Origin of the sequence: Kitasatospora sp. NPDC048715, assembly GCF_043198905.1 — a bacterium.
Classification (GTDB): Bacteria; Actinomycetota; Actinomycetes; order Streptomycetales; family Streptomycetaceae; genus Kitasatospora; species Kitasatospora lactacystinica.
Genome location: NZ_JBICVH010000004.1, coordinates 60,550 through 79,707, shown reverse-complemented (window position 1 = coordinate 79,707; position 19,158 = coordinate 60,550). Strand labels below are relative to the sequence as shown.

The 19,158-nt window shown below is 72.3% G+C and carries 17 protein-coding genes; 12 read left to right on the top strand and 5 right to left on the bottom strand.

Going from position 1 to position 19,158, the window contains the following annotated elements:
* Positions 1-25: 25 nt before the first annotated feature.
* Positions 26-1,363: an extracellular solute-binding protein gene (locus ACGFSC_RS09475; protein WP_359915354.1), complete on the bottom strand. Its 1,338-nt coding sequence runs from the start codon at positions 1,361-1,363 to the stop codon at positions 26-28.
* 213 nt (positions 1,364-1,576) lie between these two features.
* Between ACGFSC_RS09475 and ACGFSC_RS09470 the strand changes: the two genes are divergently transcribed.
* The 10 genes from ACGFSC_RS09470 (at position 1,577) to ACGFSC_RS09425 (ending at position 12,061) form a co-directional block, all read left to right on the top strand.
* Entirely contained in the window at positions 1,577-3,151 is a 1,575-nt protein-coding gene (locus ACGFSC_RS09470) for a 4-hydroxyphenylacetate 3-hydroxylase N-terminal domain-containing protein (RefSeq protein WP_359915352.1), read from the top strand.
* A gap of 38 nt (positions 3,152-3,189) precedes the next feature.
* Positions 3,190-4,944, top strand: a complete 1,755-nt coding sequence (locus ACGFSC_RS09465; RefSeq protein WP_359915351.1) for a non-ribosomal peptide synthetase — start codon at positions 3,190-3,192, stop codon at positions 4,942-4,944.
* Positions 4,941-5,162 carry an MbtH family protein gene (locus tag ACGFSC_RS09460; protein ID WP_359915349.1) on the top strand — a complete coding sequence of 74 codons (222 nt, stop codon included), beginning with the start codon at positions 4,941-4,943 and terminating at the stop codon, positions 5,160-5,162. The genes ACGFSC_RS09465 and ACGFSC_RS09460 overlap by 4 nt, the downstream gene beginning before the upstream one ends.
* 15 nt (positions 5,163-5,177) lie before the next feature.
* Positions 5,178-6,260 (top strand): 4-hydroxyphenylpyruvate dioxygenase, encoded by a 1,083-nt coding sequence (gene hppD / locus ACGFSC_RS09455; RefSeq protein WP_359915347.1) that lies wholly within the window; start codon positions 5,178-5,180, stop codon positions 6,258-6,260.
* Positions 6,250-7,092, top strand: coding sequence for a hypothetical protein (locus ACGFSC_RS09450; protein ID WP_359915346.1), 843 nt, complete (start codon positions 6,250-6,252; stop codon positions 7,090-7,092). Before hppD ends, ACGFSC_RS09450 begins: the two co-directional genes overlap by 11 nt.
* Before the next feature lie 107 nt (positions 7,093-7,199).
* Positions 7,200-8,366 (top strand): LLM class flavin-dependent oxidoreductase, encoded by a 1,167-nt coding sequence (locus ACGFSC_RS09445; RefSeq protein ID WP_359915345.1) that lies wholly within the window; start codon positions 7,200-7,202, stop codon positions 8,364-8,366.
* Positions 8,367-8,488: 122 nt separating this feature from the next.
* The gene (locus ACGFSC_RS09440) at positions 8,489-10,042 is read left to right on the top strand and encodes an FAD-binding oxidoreductase (protein ID WP_359915588.1); all 1,554 of its coding nucleotides are present in this window, start codon (positions 8,489-8,491) and stop codon (positions 10,040-10,042) included.
* Positions 10,035-10,808 carry an SDR family oxidoreductase gene (locus ACGFSC_RS09435; protein ID WP_359915586.1) on the top strand — a complete coding sequence of 258 codons (774 nt, stop codon included), beginning with the start codon at positions 10,035-10,037 and terminating at the stop codon, positions 10,806-10,808. Before ACGFSC_RS09440 ends, ACGFSC_RS09435 begins: the two co-directional genes overlap by 8 nt.
* Positions 10,809-10,842: 34 nt before the next feature.
* A complete protein-coding gene (locus tag ACGFSC_RS09430; RefSeq protein ID WP_359915584.1) occupies positions 10,843-11,559 on the top strand; it encodes a DUF2306 domain-containing protein in 717 nt (238 codons plus the stop codon).
* Positions 11,560-11,698: 139 nt separating this feature from the next.
* Positions 11,699-12,061: a YciI family protein gene (locus ACGFSC_RS09425; RefSeq protein ID WP_359915582.1), complete on the top strand. Its 363-nt coding sequence runs from the start codon at positions 11,699-11,701 to the stop codon at positions 12,059-12,061.
* Between the two features lie 109 nt (positions 12,062-12,170).
* Here the strand turns inward: ACGFSC_RS09425 and ACGFSC_RS09420 are convergent, their stop codons facing one another.
* The 4 genes from ACGFSC_RS09420 to ACGFSC_RS09405 all read right to left on the bottom strand — a co-directional run bounded on the left by ACGFSC_RS09420 (position 12,171) and on the right by ACGFSC_RS09405 (position 17,219).
* The gene (locus ACGFSC_RS09420) at positions 12,171-13,625 is read right to left on the bottom strand and encodes a multicopper oxidase family protein (protein ID WP_359912900.1); all 1,455 of its coding nucleotides are present in this window, start codon (positions 13,623-13,625) and stop codon (positions 12,171-12,173) included.
* A 54-nt stretch (positions 13,626-13,679) separates the two neighbouring features.
* A complete protein-coding gene (locus ACGFSC_RS09415) occupies positions 13,680-14,699 on the bottom strand; it encodes an alcohol dehydrogenase catalytic domain-containing protein (RefSeq protein ID WP_359912897.1) in 1,020 nt (339 codons plus the stop codon).
* 21 nt (positions 14,700-14,720) lie between these two features.
* A complete protein-coding gene (locus ACGFSC_RS09410; protein WP_359912894.1) occupies positions 14,721-15,953 on the bottom strand; it encodes a cytochrome P450 in 1,233 nt (410 codons plus the stop codon).
* 87 nt (positions 15,954-16,040) lie between these two features.
* The gene (locus ACGFSC_RS09405; protein WP_359912891.1) at positions 16,041-17,219 is read right to left on the bottom strand and encodes an acyl-CoA dehydrogenase family protein; all 1,179 of its coding nucleotides are present in this window, start codon (positions 17,217-17,219) and stop codon (positions 16,041-16,043) included.
* Between the two features lie 263 nt (positions 17,220-17,482).
* Here ACGFSC_RS09405 and ACGFSC_RS09400 point away from each other — a divergent pair, with 263 nt between their 5' ends.
* Positions 17,483-17,896, top strand: a complete 414-nt coding sequence (locus tag ACGFSC_RS09400) for an SgcJ/EcaC family oxidoreductase (RefSeq protein ID WP_359912889.1) — start codon at positions 17,483-17,485, stop codon at positions 17,894-17,896.
* A gap of 70 nt (positions 17,897-17,966) precedes the next feature.
* The gene (locus ACGFSC_RS09395; protein WP_359912887.1) at positions 17,967-19,124 is read left to right on the top strand and encodes an epoxide hydrolase family protein; all 1,158 of its coding nucleotides are present in this window, start codon (positions 17,967-17,969) and stop codon (positions 19,122-19,124) included.
* Positions 19,125-19,158 lie beyond the last annotated feature (34 nt).

Here is a 19,158-nt window from a genome sequence, read left to right as displayed (position 1 = left end):
GCGGCGGGGACCGTCGGCCCCGTCGTCAGCCGACCCTGATCGGGCCGCGGGGGCGCAGGCCCCGGCAGGCGTCGTTGTAGTGGTCCAGCAGCAGCTGGGCCTCGGCGTTCGCCTGTGCGAAGCGGACCCGCGGTTCCACGTCGGTGACCAGCACGTCGTGCATGGCGGTGGTCAGGATGTCCTGGATCCCGGCGAACTCCCCGAGCAGCGCGCCCCGGGCGGCCGGCGAACCGGAGTTGGCGGCGAGCTGGTCCAGCGCCGTGCGGAAGTGCGGGTTGCGCTCGAACCAGCCCTCCTGCTCCAGCAGGTCGATCGCACCGCCGGTGACCGGGATGAAGCCGGTCTCCCGGTGCCGCTCGGCGGCGGTGCGCGGAGTGTTCAGGTACTGCATGAAGGCCAGGGCGCCGTCCTCGGTCTCCCGGTCCAGGCCGGCGGCCAGCCAGAGCGCGTCGCCGCCGATCACGTTGCCCGCGTAGGGCACCCGGTCGTTGTACGGCATCCGGCAGGCCCGGACGACGAAGCCGCCGTCCAGGCCGGCCTGGGCCATCCGGGCCGCCTCGACCGAGGTGGTGAGCACGAAGGCGACCTCCTGTCCGGCGAAGGCGCGGAAGTTGCCGTCCCAGTCGACCTCGGTGTTCACCCGGCTCGGGTGGTAGCGGTACAGGCCCGCCCGGTGCAGCCCCCGCCACCACTCGACGTAGGCGAGCATCGCGTCCGAGTCGAGGTACAGCGTCTCCGCGCGACCGGAGCGGCCGTTGTCGTGGTCGGCCAGCAGCGCCCCCTGCTGGGCCACCGACTGCTGGAACCACCAGCCGTGGTTGGGCCAGGTGATCGCGTGGGCCGGCCCGTCGGGGAGCGCGGCGACGGCCCGGCAGGCGGCCTCGATCCCGGCCCAGGTCTGCGGGACCTCGGTGATCCCGGCCCGCTCCAGCAGGGTGGTGTTGGCGTAGAGCAGCGTGGTCGAGGTGAGCGGCGGCATGGCCGCCACGGCGCCGTCGTGGGTGTAGTAGTGCCGCGCGGCGGGCGCCACGTCGCCGAGCACGACCGGCTCGCCGAGGATCTCGGTGCGGCCCGCGATCGCCCGCTCGACCGAGGTGAACAGCGGCGACCCGTCGGGCCGTCGGGCGTCGAGGGCGTCCCGGGTCGACGTGTAGAAGTACTGCGCGATGGTCGGCGCGCCGCCCTGCTGGACGGCGTCGTGGACCGTCTGCGGCACCGACAGCCAGTCGGCGCCGCTGACCCTGATCCGGTACTCGGGGTGGTTGGCCGTGAACTTCTCCGCCAACTCCCTGGTCCGGTCGAGAAAGTACGGCATGAACGGGTAGAGCGGCACCACGATGTCGATGTCGATTCGCTTGCTCATTCCGGAGTCCCTCCTGCGCAGGCCTGGCAAATCCAGATGCTCATGCTCCGGGGGCGGCGGACCGCGGGCATCTCCGCTCGTGCTGAGTCCGGGCCGTGCGGGCGGCGCGGGCCGCCCGGGTCCGCAAGCGGCGCACGTCGGGAGAAGCCACCGCCGCTCCCGGGCTGTCAGTCTCGATCCGTCCGGTGAACTGGCAGCAAGGAGAGGCGTCTGATGGCCGAAGCCCGGGAAACCACCGCCGGAAGTGCGCGCGGAACTCGCCCGCTGACCGGGGCGGAGTACATCGAGAGCCTGCGCGACGACCGGGAGATCTACCTCTACGGCGATCGGGTCAAGGACGTCACCGCCCACCCGGCGTTCCACAATCCGGTCCGGATGACCGCACGGCTCTACGACGCCCTGCACGACCCCCGGCACCGGCCCGTGCTGACCGCGCCGGTCGACAGCGGCGGTGAGGGCTACACCCACCGCTTCTTCACCACCCCGCGCAGCGCGGAGGACCTGGTCGGCGACCAGCAGGCGATCGCCGCCTGGGCGCGGATGAGCTACGGCTGGATGGGCCGCAGCCCCGACTACAAGGCCTCCTTCCTCGGCACCCTGGGCGCCAACGCGGACTTCTACGAGCCGTTCGCGGACAACGCCCGGCGCTGGTACGCCGAGTCGCAGGAGAAGGTGCTGTACTGGAACCACGCGATCGTGCACCCGCCGGTCGACCGGTCCCTGCCGCCGGACCAGGTGAAGGACGTCTTCATCCACGCCGAGCGGGAGACCGACGCCGGCCTGGTGGTGTCCGGCGCGAAGGTGGTCGCCACCGGCTCCGCGCTGACGCACTACAACTTCATCGCGCACTACGGCCTGCCGATCAAGGACCGCACCTTCGCGCTGGTGGCCACCGTGCCGATGAACGCGCCGGGGATGAAGCTGATCTGCCGCCCGTCCTACACCGCGACGGCCGCGGCGATGGGCAGCCCGTTCGACTACCCGCTCTCCTCCCGGCTGGACGAGAACGACACCATCCTGGTGCTCGACAAGGTGCTCATCCCGTGGGAGAACGTCTTCGTCTACGGGCAGCCGGAGAAGATCCGGATGTTCACCGGCCAGTCCGGCTTCATCGAGCGGTTCACCTTCCACGGCTGCACCCGGCTCGCGGTGAAGCTGGAGTTCATCGCCGGCCTGCTGGCCAAGGCCCTGGACATCACCGGCACCGGGGACTTCCGCGGGGTGCAGAGCCGGCTCGGCGAGGTGCTGGCCTGGCGCAACCTGTTCTGGGGGCTGTCCGACGCGGCCGCCCGCAACCCGGTCGCCTGGCGCAACGGCGCGGTGCTGCCCAACTCCCAGTACGGCCTGGCCTACCGGTGGTTCATGCAGACGGGCTATCCGCGGATCAGGGAGATCGTCCTCCAGGACGTGGCCAGCGGGCTGATCTACGTCAACTCCAGTGCCAAGGACTTCGACAATCCGGAGATCCGGCCCTACCTGGACCGGTTCCTGCGCGGCTCCGGCGGCGTGGACGCGGTCGAGCGGGTCAAGGTGATGAAACTGCTCTGGGACGCCGTCGGCAGCGAGTTCGGCGGCCGCCACGAGCTCTACGAGCGCAACTACGCGGGCAGTCACGAGAACACCCGGATCGAACTGCTCTTCGCCCAGCTCGCCAACGGCCAGCTGGACTCCTACAAGGGCCTGGTCGACGAGTGCCTGGCGGAGTACGACCTGAACGGATGGACGGTGCCCGATCTGTCCTCCTTCGCCGACCTGAGTGACTCCGTCCACGGGCTGCTCGACAGCTGATCCGGGCACCGACAACCAATCGACGATGATCGGAGGGCATGGTGGCTTCCCCTTCCCTTCAGGGGCATTTCACGCAACAGGCGCTCAGGACACCGGACGCGATCGCCGTGTCGTCCGGCGAAGTACGGCTCAGCTACCGCGAGTTGGACGAGCGGGCGAACCGGCTGGCGCACCGGCTGGGCGAACTCGGCGTGCGCGCCGAGTCGCCGGTCGCGGTGCTGATGGAGCGGTCGGCGGACCTGGTGGTGGCGATCCTGGCCGTGCTCAAGGCCGGCGGGTGCTACCTCCCGCTGCACAGCTCCTACCCGCTGCCGCGCAAGCAGTGGATCGTGGACCACTGCGCGGCGCCGGTGCTGCTGACCGACGAGGCGATGAGCCGGCAGGGCCTGCCGGAAGGCGCCGAGGTGGTCGTCGTCGAGGGCGAGAAGGGCCTCGCGGGCTACCCCGCGACGGACCCGGCCGTCCCCACCGGCCCGGACGCCCTCGCCTACGTGATCCACACCTCGGGCTCCACCGGGGTGCCGAAGGGCGTCGCGATCGCCCACCGGGACGCGCTCGGCCTGGCCCTGGACTCGATCTGGGCGGACGGCCGGCACGAGCGGGTGCTGATGGTGGCGCCGTACGCCTTCAACGTCTCCACGTACGAGTTCTGGGTGCCGCTGCTGCACGGCGGGCGGATCGTGGTGGCCCCGCCGGGCGACCTCGACGTGCACGCCCTGCGCCGGCTGATCGCCGAGGAGCGGATCACCGGCATCCACCTGACCGCCGGACTGTTCCGGGTGCTGGCCGAGGAGGACCCGGGCTGCCTCGCCGGTGTGCGCGAGGTGCTCACCGGCGGCGACGTCATCGCCCCCTCGGCCGTCCAGCGGGTGCTGGAGCACAACCCCGCCCTGGTGGTGCGGGCGATGTACGGCGCCACCGAGGCGACGCTGTTCAGCACCAGCGCGCCGATGACCGCCCCCTACCTCGCCACGGGCCCGGTGGGCGTCGGCCGGCCGATGGACGGCGTCCGGCTGCACGTCCTGGACGCCGGGCTGCGGCCCGTGCCGGTCGGCGGGGTGGGCGAGCTCCACATCGCCGGACGCGGCCTGGCCCGCGGCTACTTCAACCGGCCCGATCTGACGGCCGAGCGCTTCGTGGCCAACCCCTTCGACGCGCCGGGCGAACGGATGTACCGCACCGGGGACCTGGTCCGGGTCGACCGGGACGGCCTGCTGGAGTACCTCGGCCGGGCCAACGACCAGCTCAAGGTGATGGGCTTCCGGGTGGAGCCCGCCGAGGTGGAGGCGGCACTGGCGCGCCATCCCGGCCTGGCCCATGTCGCCGTCGTGGCACGGGAGTCGGAGTCCGGGGAGAAGCGCCTGGTGGCGTACTACGTCCCGGAGTCCGACGGGATCGAGGCGGGTGCGCTGCGGGCGCACGCGGTGGAGCAGCTGCCGGCGTACATGGTGCCGACGGCCTTCGTGAGCGTGCCGGCCCTCCCGCTGACCCCCAACGGCAAGCTGGACCGGCGGGCGCTGCCCGAGCCGGTGACCGGCTCGACCCGCCGGGCGCCGGCGACCGAGCGGCAGCGGCAGCTGTGCGCCCTGTTCGCCGAGGTGCTGGAGGTGCCGGAGATCGGGGTCGACGACAGCTTCTTCGAGCTCGGCGGCCAGTCCCTGGCCGCGATGCGGCTGGTCAGCCGGATCCGGGCCGAGCTGAAGATCCCGCTCACCGTCACCCAGTTCTTCGACGTTCCCTCGGTGGCGGCCCTGGAGGGCCTGCTGGACCGGCCGGAAGGAGAGCGGGAATGAGCAGCCCCTTCGACGCCGACGACGGCGAGTTCACGGTCCTGGTCAACGCGCGCGGCCAGTTCTCGCTCTGGCCGGCCGACGCCTCGGTACCGGCGGGCTGGACGCCCGAGCACGGGCCGTCCGACCGGACCGCCGCCCTCGCCTACGTGAACGAGCACTGGACGGATCTGGGGCCGAACGGCCTCACCGGGCGCCCCCCTGGGCAGCCCGACGACTGACGAGGAGTCCGGAACATGAGCCTCGACGCGGGTCAGGAGACCTTCGGCGGCATGCTCGTCGACCACATCACCTGCTACGTCGCCGACTTGGCGGTCACCACCGAGTGGCTGGTCCGCGGGTACGGCCTGGAAGTGTACGCGAGCTCGCCCCCGCAGGCGCGGGAGCTGAGCTCGGTGGCGCTGGGCGCCAACGGGATCCGGCTGCTGCTCAGCCGGCCGGTGGTGGGCGACCACCCGGGAGCGGCCTACGTCGAGAAGCACGGCGACGGGGTGGCCGACATCGCGCTGCGCGTCCCGGACGCCCGGGCGGCCTTCGCCACGGCGGTGCGCCGCGGCGCCCGGCCGGTGTCGGCGCCGGTCGCGCACGGCGACGTGGTCACCGCCACGATCATGGGCGTCGGCGACATCGCCCACACCTTCGTCGAGCGTCCGGCGGGCGGCGACGAGCGGCTGCTGCCCGGGCTGACGCCGGCCGACGCCGGCCCGGCCGGGCCGGACTGCGGCCTGCGGGAGGTCGACCACTTCGCGATCTGCGTCGAGCCGGGGCAGATGGACACGACGGTGGCCTTCTACCGCGAGGTCCTCGACTTCGAACCGATCTTCACGGAGCGGATCGAGGTCAACGGCCAGGTGATGATCACCAACGTGGTGCAGGGCGGCACGGTCACCTTCACCCTGATCACCCCCGACCCGTCCGAGGTCTCCGGCCACCTGGACTCCTTCCTGAAGGACCACGGCGGTCCGGGCGTGCAGCACATCGCCTTCACCACGGACGACATCGTGCGCTCGGTCGACGCGATCGCCGCCCGGGGCGTGGAGTTCCTGGGCACCCCCCCGGCGTACTACCGGCTGCTGCCGGACCGGCTCACCCCGCTGCGGCACTCGGTGGCGGAGCTGGAGCGGCTGAACCTGCTGATCGACCAGGACCACGACGGGCAGCTGTTCCAGATCTTCGCCAAGTCCGTGCACCCCCGCAACACCCTCTTCCTGGAGGTCATCGAGCGGATGGGCGCCCGCTCCTTCGGCAGCGGCAACATCAAGGCGCTCTACCAGGCCATCGAGCACCAGCAGGGCAGGGGTACCGGCGATGACGCGTGACACGATCCCCGACGAGCGCTTCCGGACCGCGGTCGAGCGGCTGCGGGTGCCGGGCATGGGAACGGAGGTGGTGGCGCCGCTGCTCTCCCAGCTGATCCACCTGGTCCGGCCCCACCGGGTGCTGGAGGTCGGCATGGGCTACACCACCCCGTTCCTGGCGAAGGCCCTGGCCGAGGCCGAGGAACTCGCCGGGGCCGAGGCCGCCGCACTGGTCCGCAAGACCCTGCCGTACCTCGCGGACGACCGGGAGCTGGACGAGGCGTGGATCGACAGCGAGCCGGCGCTGCTGCTGCCGGGCGGCTACCGCGAGCCGTACCGGCCGCGGTTCGTGGCGGTCGACGACCTCTCGGACGCCGGCTCCTCGGCCCCGCTGGTGACGGAGGTGCTGGGCGAGCTCGGCCTCGCCGAGCGCGTCACCGTCGTCAACTCCGACATGCGCGGCGCCGTCGGACGCCTCCCCGAGGAGTTCCGGCCGATCGACTTCGCCTGGGTCGACGCCTGGGACTGCCTCTACTTCTTCGAGAACTTCTGGGAGTTGATCGATCCGGACGGCGGGATCGTGGTCATGCACTACCTGATGACCTACCCCGAGGGCGAGGCGATCCTGGAGTACATCGCCGACACCCAGCGGATGGCCCCCGGCGAGTTCGAGATGCTCAACCTGCTGGAGAGCCGCAAGCTGCGGCAGAACAGCATGACCGTGCTGCGCCGCACCGGCGGCAGCCGGCCCCGGCAGTACTCCGACACCGGTCAGCGCCCCCGCCTCGGCGGCCGGGTGCGTTCCGACGCCGCCGCGCTGGCCAGGTCGTTGGAGGCCCCGGGCACGGTCTGAAACCGGCCCGGACCGCGCGCGCAATCTGGAAGATGGCGGCCTCCGGCCGCCTGGCTAGATTGATTCACATCCACTGCGAGCCTTGCGAACAGAGGGGAACCACCGGCATGAGCACACTCTCCGAGGACCCGAACAGCGTCAAGTTCGTCTACTGGGACAACCTCACCTACGCGCCGTCGGGATCGCGTTCGCCGGAGGAGTGGGACCCGGTGCTCGGGGCCCGCCTCTACGAGACCTACCTCGACCACTGCGTCGAGGCCGAGCGCCTCGGCTACGCCGGCCTCAGCCTGCCGGAGCACTTCGGCCCGTCGTCGATCTCCCCGCACCCGAACGTCATGCTGGCCGCGATCGCCGCCCGGACGACCCGGGCCCGGCTGGTCTCCGGGGTGAACCTGGCCCTGCTGCACCACCCCCTGCACCTCGCCGAGCAGTTCAACATGATCGACGTGCTCTCCGGCGGCCGGCTGGAGATCGGCCTCGGCCGGCGCGGCGACCGGGCGGCCTTCGAGCACAACGCCGACCTCATCGACGGCGCCGTCAACCGGATCGACCACCCGGTGGCGAAGGACGACCTGACCCCCGCGTACACCGCCTTCCTCCAGGACGCCGAGGTCGCGAAGGTCACCGTCTGGCCGCGGCCGGTCCAGCCGAGCGTGCCGCTGTGGGTGGCGGCGGAGACGGACGAGTCCCTCGCCATGGCGGCCCGCCGCGGCTGGAACGTCTTCACCGGGCTGAACCTCGACCCGGCGGCCGGCGGCATGTCGAAGATCAGCGTGGAGGAGATGGTCGCCCGCCTGCACCGCTACCTGGAGGTCGGCAAGGAGCACGGGCACGAGCTCTCCATGGCGAACGTCGCGGCGAGCTGCTTCACCGTGGTCGCCGACACCGACCGCGAGGCCGCGGAGCTCGTCCGCGACGGCTTCGTCTCGCACATCGAGACCGCCGGCGGGGTGCTGGCGCGGATGGCCGGTGCCGACCCCGCCGACAGCCCGCTGTCCTCGCTGGCGAAGGAGGGCGACACCGGCGTGCAGGGCGTGTTCGAGGCCCCCGCGGAGTCCTACCTCCGCAACCCCTTCGCCCTGGTCGGATCGGTCGAGACGGTCCGGGCCAAGCTGGAGGCGCTGACGTCCGCCGGCTTCCGTCGCTTCGTGCTGCTCTGCGGCGGTGTCGGCACCACGCACGAGGTCGCCTGGCAGTCGGCCAGGGCCATGGCCGAGGACGTCGCCCCCGAACTGTTCGCGGCCACGTCCGGCTCCGGCGCGGTGGCCGGCTAGCCGGACCTCCCCGCCCGGGGGCCGCGCCGCCGGGGCGGGGCGCGGCCCCCGGGCCCGCCCAGGCCCCCCGGGACCCGACCGCCGGCGCCGCGCGCGCCCGGCCCGTGGAAGGACGAACAAGTATGACCGACAGGACCGTTGATCCGACCGGGCCGGTGGTGATCAGGCCCGGGGACCCGCGGTACGAGAACCTCGTCCAGGGATACAACCACCGCTTCGTCGGACAGCCCGACCAGGTGCACGTGGTGACCGGCACCGAGGAGGTGGTGGCGGCCGTCGACGAGGCGGTGGCGACCGGCCGGCGGATCGCGGTCCGCAGCGGCGGGCACTGCTTCGAGGACTTCACCGCCTCCCCCGACGTCCGGGTCCTGGTGGACGTGTCCCAGCTGAACGGCATCTCCTACGACCCCGACCGGCGCGCGATCGAGGTCGGCTCCGGCGCCCTGCTCGGCGACGTCTACCGGACCCTCTTCAAGCGCTGGGGCGTGACGGTCCCGGCCGGCACCTGCCTGGACGTCGGCGTCGGCGGCCACTTCACGGCCGGCGGCTACGGCCACCTCTCGCGCCGCGACGGCCTGGTCGTCGACCACCTCCACGCCGTCGAGGTGGTGGTCGTCGACGAGTCCGGCCGGGCCCGCGCCGTGGTGGCGAGCGCCGACCCCGAGGACCCGCACCACGACCTCTGGTGGGCCCACACCGGCGGCGGCGGCGGCAACTTCGGCGTGGTGACCAGGTTCTGGCTGCGCACCCCGGGGGCCGACTCGGCCGACCCGGCCCTGCTGCTCCCCCGGGCTCCGGCCCGGGTCTGGAAGCGGACGGTCATGTGGCCCTGGGAGGGCATGACCGAGGAGGCCCTCGCCACCCTGCTGCGCAACTACTGCACCTGGTACGAGGAGCACGACGACGCCGACGCGCCGGCGGCCGGCCTGTGGAGCAACCTGATCGTCACCCACCGGAACTCCGGGGCCTTCGGGATGGTCGTGGTGATCGACCACGAGGGGCCGGACGCCGAGAAGGTGCTGGCCGAGCACTTCGACGCGGTCAGCGCCGGGGTCGGGGTGGAACCGTCGGTGCACGTCACCGAGGTCGTGCCCTGGCTGAGCTCCTGGCTGCCCTCGTACAGCTTCCCGAACGACCCCAAGGGGCGCTACAAGGACAAGGCCGCCTACCTGCGCAAGGGTTTCACCGACCACCAGCTCGGGGTGGTCTGGCGCTACCTGAGCGATCCGGAGCACATCAACCCGATGTCGTGCCTGGTGGTCGCCGGCTTCGGCGGCAGGGTCAACACCGTCGCCCCCGACGCCACCGCCACGGCCCAGCGGGACTCGATCCTCAAGGTCCTCTACAGCGGCGGCTTCTGGCTGTCCGCGGACCAGGACGAGGCCTGCATCTCCTGGGTCCGGGAGTTCTACCGCGAGGTCCACGCCGGGACCGGCGGCGTCCCCGTCCCCGACGGGTTCACCGACGGCGCCTACATCGGCTACCCCGACCGCGACCTGGCCGACCCCGCCCTCAACACCTCGGGGGTGCCCTGGTCGGTGCTCTACTACGGCGGCAACTACCCGCGCCTGCAGCGGGTCAAGCGGGCGTACGACCCCCGGAACGTGTTCCGCCACGCACTGTCGATCGAACCAACCGACGCACAGCCGGACTTGCTGGAGGTTCAGGATGCTTGAGAACAAGGTCGTCGTGGTCTCGGGGGTCGGCCCCGGCCTGGGCCGGGCCATCGCCCTGCGCGCCGCGCAGTCGGGGGCGGACGTGGTGCTCGCCGCCCGGACCGCCTCCCGGCTCGCCGAGATCGCCGCGGAGGTCGAGCGCACCGGGCGCCGGGCACTGGCCGTACCGACCGACATCACCGACGACGAGTCGGCCGCCGCCCTGGTCAAGACCGCGACGGAGGCCTTCGGCCGGATCGACGCCCTGGTCAACAACGCCTTCGCGGTGCCCCCGCTGGTCGACCTCGGCGAGGTCGAATTCGCGGACGTGCGCGCCGGGTTCGAGACCAACGTCTACGCCGCGCTGCGGCTCACCCGGCTGTTCGCCCCCGCCCTGGCCGAGAACCGGGGCTCGGTCGTGATGATCAACTCCGCGGTGATCCGGCACTCCAAGCGGCTGTTCGGCGCCTACAAGATGAGCAAGGCCGCCCTGCTGTCGCTGGCCCAGAGCCTGGCCACCGAGCTCGGCCCGCAGGGCATCCGGGTGAACACCGTCGCCCCCGGCTACATCTGGGCGGACGCCCTGCGCGAGGGCTTCGGCCACTGGGCCGCGCAGCGCGGCGTCACCGTGCAGGACATCTACGACGAGATCGCGGCCACCCTCGACCTCGGCCGGCTCCCCGAGCCCGACGAGATCGCCGACGCCGTGCTGTTCCTGATGTCCCCGCTCTCCCGCGCCGTCACCGGCCACTGCCTGGACGCCAACGCCGGCGAGTACCACCACTGAACCACCCGGACCCAACGGAAGTCGAGGATCAGCGGTGACACGGAACACGAAGCCGTCCGGGGCCCTGGCCGCCGGACCGGAACGCACGAGACCCGGCACCGGAGCGGGCGCGACCGCACCGAGCTGGTGGCAGAGCCCATGGGTGACGGCCCTGGCCGTCCTCGTGGTCTTCAATCTGGTGTACGCCTTCCCCCGGTACCTGAGCGGCGGCCCGGGCCAGGCCAGGATCCCCCTGGACCCGTCCTTCCCGGCGCACTACGCCGTCCTGGTGGGGCACGTCGTCTTCGGCAACATCTCGATGGTGACGGTCTTCCTCCAGGTCCTGCCCTGGATACGCCGCAACCACCCGGCGGTGCACCGGATCAGCGGCCGGGTGTACATCTTCGCCGGGGCCCTGCCCGGCGGCCTGCTGGCCCTGGTGCTGCTGCCCTACTCCACCGCCCCGAGCGGAAAGATCGGCCTGGCCATGATGGGCGGGCTCTGGCTGCTCACCACCGTGCTCGGGCTGCGGGCCGCCCTGCAGCGCCGGTTCGTCGACCACCGGCGCTGGATGGTCTACAGCTTCGCGATGGCCCTCGGCACGAGTTGGGGCCGGGTCGTGGTGGAGCTGATGGGGTACATCCCCGGCTTCAAGCTCGACCTCCCGGTACTCCTGGAGGTGGCCAACTGGGCCGGCTGGGTGGTCAATCTGCTGGTCGCCCACTGGTGGCTGGAGCGGACCGGACCCCGGGCCGCCCAGCTGGTGCGCTGACGGTTCCTCCCCGCGCGGCCGGCCGTGGATCTCCACGGCCGGCCGCGCGCTTTCGTGTCGAAAACGGGCCGTCGGCTCCGACGTCCCCTGTGAGGACCCCTGGAGAAAGCCGGGGGCCGTGGCCCAAGGAGTGAGAATCATGAAGTACCTGCTCGTGATGCACATGGACCCGGTGCTCTGGGAGGGCCTGTCCGTCGCCGAGCAGCAGGCCGTCTACGCCGGCCACGGCGACTTCATGAAGCTCATCAAGGAGTCCGGCGAGCTGGTCACCACGCAGTCGCTGGCGCTGCCCGAGCGGAGCACCACCGTACGGGTCCGCGGCGGCGGCCCGGTGCACAGCGACGGCCCGTACCTGGACACCAAGGAGTTCGTCTGCGGCTTCTACCTGGTCGACGTCGAGACCAGGGAGCGCGCGATCGAGCTCGCCGGGCTGATCCCGGACGCCCGCCACACCGGCGTGGAGGTCCGCCAGGTGATGTTCGAACAGGGACTTGAGATGTGAGCCGGGGCCCGGCTCCGCCCGCGGGGGCCGGAGCCGGGCCCCGGCTCGCCGTGCGAACGCCGACGGCGGGCCGGGCCGTGTGCCCGGCCCGGCCCGCCGTCGGGGCGGATCAGTCGACGATCTCCATCTGGCCCATCATGCCCGCCGAGGAGTGCTCCAGCATGTGGCAGTGGTACATGTAGCGGCCGAGGTAGTCGGTGAAGGTCGCCTGGACCCGGACCGAAGTACCGGGCGGAAGCGGCACGGTGTCCTTCAGGCCGGCGTCACCGGGCAGCGGCGGCCGGCCGTCCCGGTCGAGCACCCGGAACTGCGCCAGGTGCAGGTGGAAGGAGTGCTGGATCGGACCGTACTTGGTGGCGCTGTCGCCGTTGGTGACCGTCCAGATCTCGGTGGCACCGCGGCGGACCCGCTGGTCGACCCGGTCCGGGTCGAAGGGCAGGCCGTTGACCAGGCCGGTCGGCGTGCCGTTCAGGTCGAAGGAGAGCGTCAGCTCGCGGTGGACCGTGGCCGGCGGCAGCTCGGGCAGCGGCCGCAGGACGGCCGGCACACCGCTGCGGTCGCGCGCCCGGCGGTCCACCGCGAACTGCAGCACCGGCTCGATCCGGTCGTCGCCGGTGTACTGGCCCTGGTTGGTGAGCGCCGCCCTGCTGCCGACCGCCAGCCCGGAGAAGTCCACCACCAGGTCCACCCGTTCACCGGCGGCGAGCGGGAAGTCCGTCCCCGTCCGGTCGACCGGCGCGGGCAGCAGACCGCCGTCCGAGCCGATCTGGAGGACCGGCAGGGAGCCGAAGTTCAGCTTCAGGAACCGCAGGGTCGAGCTGTTCAGCAGGCGCAGGCGGTACTTGCGGGCGGCCACCGGGAAGTACGGCTTGGAACGGCCGTTGACCAGGATCACGTTCCGCTTCGCCGGATCGCCGTGGACCAACTGCCCCGCGGCGTCGAACTCGGCGTCGCGGATCGCGATCGGCACGTCGTACTCGTCCCTCGGCAGGTCGTGCCGGCGCTCGTCCTCGCCCTCGATCAGGTAGAAGGCGTGCAGGCCGCGGTAGACGTGCTCGGCCTCCGCGTGGTGGCTGTGGTCGTGGTACCAGAGGGTGGCCCCGGGCTGCCGGTTCGGGTACTCGTAGCGGCGCTCGCCGCCCGGGTCGATCAGCTGCATCGGGTGGCCGTCGCTGTCGGCCGGGACGTGGCCGCCGTGCAGGTGCACGTTGACGGCCTCGGGCAGCCGGTTGCGGTAGGTGACCAGCACCCGGCGGCCCTCCCGGGCCCGGATCGTCGGGCCGACGAAGCTGCCGCCGTAGGTCAGGCAGCTGGTCCGGACACCGGGGATCAGCTCCAGGTCGGCGGTCAGGACGTCGAGCCGGTAGACGTCGGTGTCGCCGGTCCGCGCCACCGGCCGCAGGGTCGGCGGCACCGGCATCCGCACGGAGAAAGGCCCCTTGGGCGTCCCCCGGCCGATCGGTGCGGGGGGCAGCGGGTCCCCGCCGGCCACGGCGCCCACCGGCAGGCCCACCCCGGTCACCGCCGCGAGGCCCGCGAGGCCCAGGAATCTTCGTCTGTACACAGTGTCCTCCCCACGTCGGTCCCCATGCGGTCGCATGCGGTCGCTGCCGGTGCGTCAGGCGTAGCTCACGACCGCGCGGAAGCGGACCTCACCGCGTTCCACCCGTTCGAGCGCCTCGGCGACCCGCTCCTTGGGGAAGGTCTCGATCAGCGGCGTGACGGCCCCGGACGCGACCAGGTCGAGGGCCTCGGTGAGCTGGTCGAGGCCGTTGTGGGTGGCGCCGATCACCTGCTGGCGCTGCGCCCAGAACGGGCTGGTGGGCGGGATCGTGAAGGAGTCGACCGGGTCGATGGTGGCGAGCACGAGCCGGCCGTTCGGGCGCAGTCCCTGGAGGGTCTCGGTGGCGGCCCGGTAGGAGGTGCCGGTCACCAGGACCACGTCGGCGCCGCCGGCCGCCCGCAGCTGCTCGCCGTCGGCGACCACGTGGTCCGCGCCGAGCGTGCGGGCCAGCTCGTGCTTGTCCGGCGAGCGGGTGACGGCCACCGTCTCGAAGCCGGCGGCACGGGCGAACTGCACGGCGAGGTGGCCGAGTCCGCCGATCCCGAGGACGGCGACCCGCTCGCCCGGCTCGGGGTTGGCGGCGCGCAGCGCGCTCCACGCGGTGTACCCCGCGCACAGCACGGGCGCCGCGGCCTCGTACGACAGGGCGTCCGGCAGCAGCACCGTGCTGGCGGCCGACACCGCGACGTACTGCGCGTGACCGCCCTGCACGGTGAGGCCGCTCATCACCGACTCGGGGCAGTTCATCCCGGACTGCCCGGTGAGCGGGAGGTTGAGCCGGCAGTAGTCGCACCGGCCGCAGGTCGCCTGCACCCAGGTGGTGCCGACCCGGTCCCCGACCCGGCGGGTGGTCACGCCCGGGCCGACCTCGACGACCTCCCCGGCGGCCTCGTGACCGACCACCACCGGGTCGAGCGGCGGGAAGGGGAAGACACCCTGGCTGACCCAGAGGTCGTTGTGGCAGACCCCGCAGGCGTGGACCCGGATCAGTACCTGACCCGGACCTGCCGTGGGGGTGGGGATCTCGCGCAGTTCCCAGCGCGCCTTGGCCTCGGGTACGACGGCTGCCCACATCGGACGGACCTCCCTTTCGTGTCAGCGGTTTCGCGGCGTGAGGCGGACCGGGAGGGTCTCCACGCCGTTCATGATGAAGGTGACCTGCGGTGCCAAGTCCTTGTCGGGGACGGCGAGTTCGATGTCGGGGAAGCGCCGGAACAGCGCGGCGAGCGCGATCTCGGCCTCCATCCGGGCCAGCGGCATGCCGATGCAGCGGTAGACGCCGTGGCCGAAGGAGAGGTGCTCCTTGTCCGGCCGGGCGGCGTCGAAGGCGTCCGCGCTGTCGCCGTGCACGGTGCGGTCGCGGCCCACCGCCGCGAAGTTGATCAGGACCGGGTCGCCCTTGGCGATGACGACGCCGCCGATCTCGATGTCCTCCACCGCGAAGCGGAAGGGCAGGTGGGCGACCGGCGCCTCGACGCGCAGGGTCTCCTCGATCACGTCCGACCAGCTCACCGCGCCGCTGCGCAGCAGCGCCAGCTGGTCGGGGTGGGCGAGCAGGGCCCGGGTCGCGTTGGCGAGCAGGTTCATCACCGGCTCGGTCCCGGTGGCGAGCAACAGGTGCAGGGTGCCGACCAGTTCGGAGTCGTTCAGCCGGGAGCCGTCCTCCTCCTGGGCCTGGACCAGGTCGCTGGTCAGGTCGTCCCCGGGGCTGCGGCGCTTGGCCTCGACGAACTCCTGCATCTCCCGGTGCCACTGCTCGACGTTGGCCGCCGACTCCTCGGGGGTGAGGGTGGTGTCGATGTTCGCCTCGCCGCCGCGCAGCATCTGCGCGCGGTCCTCGGCCGGCACTCCGAACAGGTCGCAGATCACCCGGGCGGGCATCGGGCGGGCGAAGCGGGCCTTGAGGTCCAGCACCTCGCCGGGTTCGCAGCGGTCCAGCTCGTCCAGCAGCTCGTCGACGGCCTTCTCGACCTCGGCCCGCATGGCCTCGACCCGGCGCGGGGTGAAGGCCCCGGCGGTCAGCCGGCGCAGCCGGGTGTGGTCGGCGCCGTACCGGGTGGTGAGGTTGTCCATCAGCACCCAGCCGATGAGCGGGAAGTCCTCGCCGATCCTGCCCTCGGCGAAGGCCGTCCAGTGCTGGCGCGGGTCCTTGGACAGCCGGTGGTCGGTGAGGGCCTGGCGGGCGGTCTCGTGGTCGGTGATCGACCAGCCGAGCACGCCGCCGGGCAGTTCGATCCGGGCGACCGGGCCGTTCGCCCGGATCCGCGCGCCCTCGGCGTGGATGTCGTGTCCGGCGGGGTCGATGACGACGGGTTCGGGGATTGCCATGGGGATCCTCCGGGCGGTCGGTGGGAACGGCGGGCAGGGCATGCCGGACAGGGCCGCTCGGTGCGGCCCTGTCCGGTGGGGCGCCGGCTACAGGTAGAGGGTGTTGGGCCCGAGGCCGCAGGCGACCCGTCCGTACAGTTCGAGGTTGGTGTTGGGGTGCAGGATGCCGTGCAGGTTGAGGGTCTGGACGTCCCGCTCGATGCGCTGGATCGGGACGGTGGTGTAGATCGAGGAGCCGCCGCTGGCGGTGTTGAGGATGTCCACCGCCTCCTTGGTGCGCGAGCAGACGGCACCGAGGTCGAGCCTGATCCGGGCCCGCTCCTCCAGGGTCCACTCCTCGCCGGTGGGGCCCTTGGTGTCGATCAGGGCGGCGGCGCGGTGGGCGTGGAACTCCACCTCGTCGATCCTGGTGATGGCATCGGCCACCTGGAGGTGGGTCACCGGGGCCTCGGCCTGGTTGGCGTACTCGGTGTAGCTGATCTTCCGGCCGGGGAGCCGCTCGAAGAACGCCTCCTTGGCGGCCTTGGCCAGCCCGAGCGCCGGCGCGGCCACCGTGGCGCACGCGGTGGGCATGAACGGGGCCCGGTAGATGGGCGATTCGGCGTTCGCCAGGGAGCGGTGCCGGCCCTGGAGCACCGGGACCATCGGCAGCACCCGCGGCTCGGGGACGAACAGGTCGGTGGCGACGGTGGTGACGCTGCCGGAGCCGCGCAGGCCGGTGGTGTGCCAGTCGTCGACGATCTCCAGGTCCGCCAGCGGGACGGCCACCATGATCGGCTGCGGCCCGTCCGGGGTCATCAGCACGGCCGCGTTGGTGTTCCAGGAGCTGTGCAGCGCGCCCGAGTTGAACGTCCACTTGCCGTTCAGCAGCACGCCGCCGTCGACCGGAACGGCGACCGCGGTCGGGCTGAGGATGCCGCTCACCCGCACGCCCGGGTCGGCGAAGATCTCGTCCTGCACCTCGTCCGGGAACAGGCCGGCCATCCAGGAGCTGATGGCGTAGACCGCCATGACCCAGGCCGTGGAGCCGTCGCCGCGGGCCAGCTCGGCGATCACGTCCACCGCGGTGCGCATGTCGGATTCGTAGCCGCCGTAGCGGACCGGCACCCGGATCTGCAGCAGTCCGGAGTCGGTCAGCGCGGCCAGCGTCTCGTCGGACAGCCGGCGGTGCTCCTCGTGCCACAGCGCGTTCTTCTGCAGCAGCGGCACCAACTCGGCTGCACGGCTCACCAGTTCTTCCCGGGACGGGGATTCCTTGGCAGTCATCGGGGGCTCCTCCGAAGTGGGCGGCCCACGCGGAACGGGTTGGCCGTCCGGGCCGCGGTCGTTGATCGGCCCTGTCGAGGCTGGCAGCCGGGCGGGATGCCCGCATCTCCCGGATTGCGGCGCGTCCGGAGCGTGTCCAGGCCACCCTGGTGTCCAACGATCCATCGCAATCGGGAAGTTGTCACCCGTCGGGGGCCGGTGTGAGGCTGGCCGTCACCCGGCCGCCGTGATCGCGGCCGGGACCACCGGAGAAGGAGAGAGCCATGTCCGCCACTCCCCCGCCCAACTCCCCCGAGGCCTCCGCGCTGCGTGCCGTTCCGGAGCGGATCGTCGCGGCCTGGGCCGCCCAGGACGCCGACGGCTTCGCCGAGGTCTTCACCGAGGACGCGACGCTGATCCTGCCCGGCGACATCTACCTGACGAGCCGTCAGGCGATCCGCGCGTTCATGACCCAGGCCTTCGCCGGCCCGTTCAAGGGAACCCGGGTCACGGGCGAGCCGGTGTCGGTCCGCCCGCTGGCCGCGGACGTCGCCGTGCTGGTCACCCAGGGCGGCGTGCTGGCCCCCGGGGACACCGAGGTGACGGCCGAGCGGGCGATCCGCGCGACCTGGGTGCTGGCCCGCCAGGGCTCCGACTGGCGGATCGCCTCGTACCAGAACACGCCCATCGCCGCCTGAGACCCGGCGGGCCGGTCCCGGCCCGCGCTGCCCGCACCTCCGATCCGAGCGTCCACTGAGAGGACCCGGCATGCGCCCCTTCCGTATCGACATCCCGCAGGAAGCCCTCGACGACCTGGACCGCCGGCTCGCGGCGACCCGCTGGCCCGGTGAACTGCCGGGCGTGGGCTGGCAGCGCGGGGTTCCGCTCGGCTACCTGAAGGAGCTGGCCGAGTACTGGCGCACCGGCTTCGACTGGCGCAAGGCCGAGGAGCAGCTCAACGCGTTCCCGCAGTTCCTGACCGAGATCGACGGCGTGGACATCCACTTCCTGCACGTGCGCTCGCCGGAGCCGGCTGCCACGCCGTTGATCATCACCCACGGCTGGCCCGGCTCGGTGGTCGAGTTCCTGGACGTGATCGGGCCGTTGACCGACCCGCGGGCGCACGGCGGCGATCCGGCCGACGCGTTCCACGTGGTCATCCCCTCGCTGCCCGGCTACGGCTTCTCCGGCCGCCCCCGGGAGACCGGCTGGGACACCGCCCGGGTCGGCCGGGCCTGGGCCGAGCTGATGCACCGCCTCGACTACGACCGGTACCTCGTCCAGGGCGGCGACTGGGGCATGCCGGTCTCCCTCCAGCTCGGTCTGGCCGATCCGGCGCACGTCGCCGGCGTCCACCTCAACATGCTCGCCACCTTCCCGCCGCAGGACCCGGCCGAGTTCGCGAACCTGGACGGGGCGGACCTGGCCAGGCTGGAGTTCGCCGCGCACTTCGAGCAGGACGGGGCCGGCTGGCGGAAGATCCAGTCCACCCGGCCGCAGACCGTCGGCTACGGCCTGACCGACTCGCCGGTGGGCCAACTCGCCTGGATCGTGGAGAAGTTCAAGGAGTGGACGGCCGCGGAGACGGCCCCGGAGGACGCGGTGTCCCGCGACCGGCTGCTGACCAACGCGGCGATCTACTGGTTCACCGCCTCCGCCGCCTCCAGCGCCCAGCTCTACTACGAGTCCAACCGGCTGGACTCCGACTTCGTCCGCACCTGGGCCGGCCCGTGGCCGCTCGCCGCGCCGGTCGGGGTGGCCGTCTTCCCGCAGGACGCCGTCCGGCCGATCCGCCGCTGGGCCGAGCGGATCCTCCCGACCCTCGCCCACTGGTCCGAGTTCGAGCGCGGCGGGCACTTCGCCGCGCTGGAGGAGCCCGAGCTGTTCGTCGGCGACGTCCGGGCGTTCGCGCGCCGGGTGCGCTGACCGCCGTCCATCCCGCACGGCGGCCGGGCAGCCG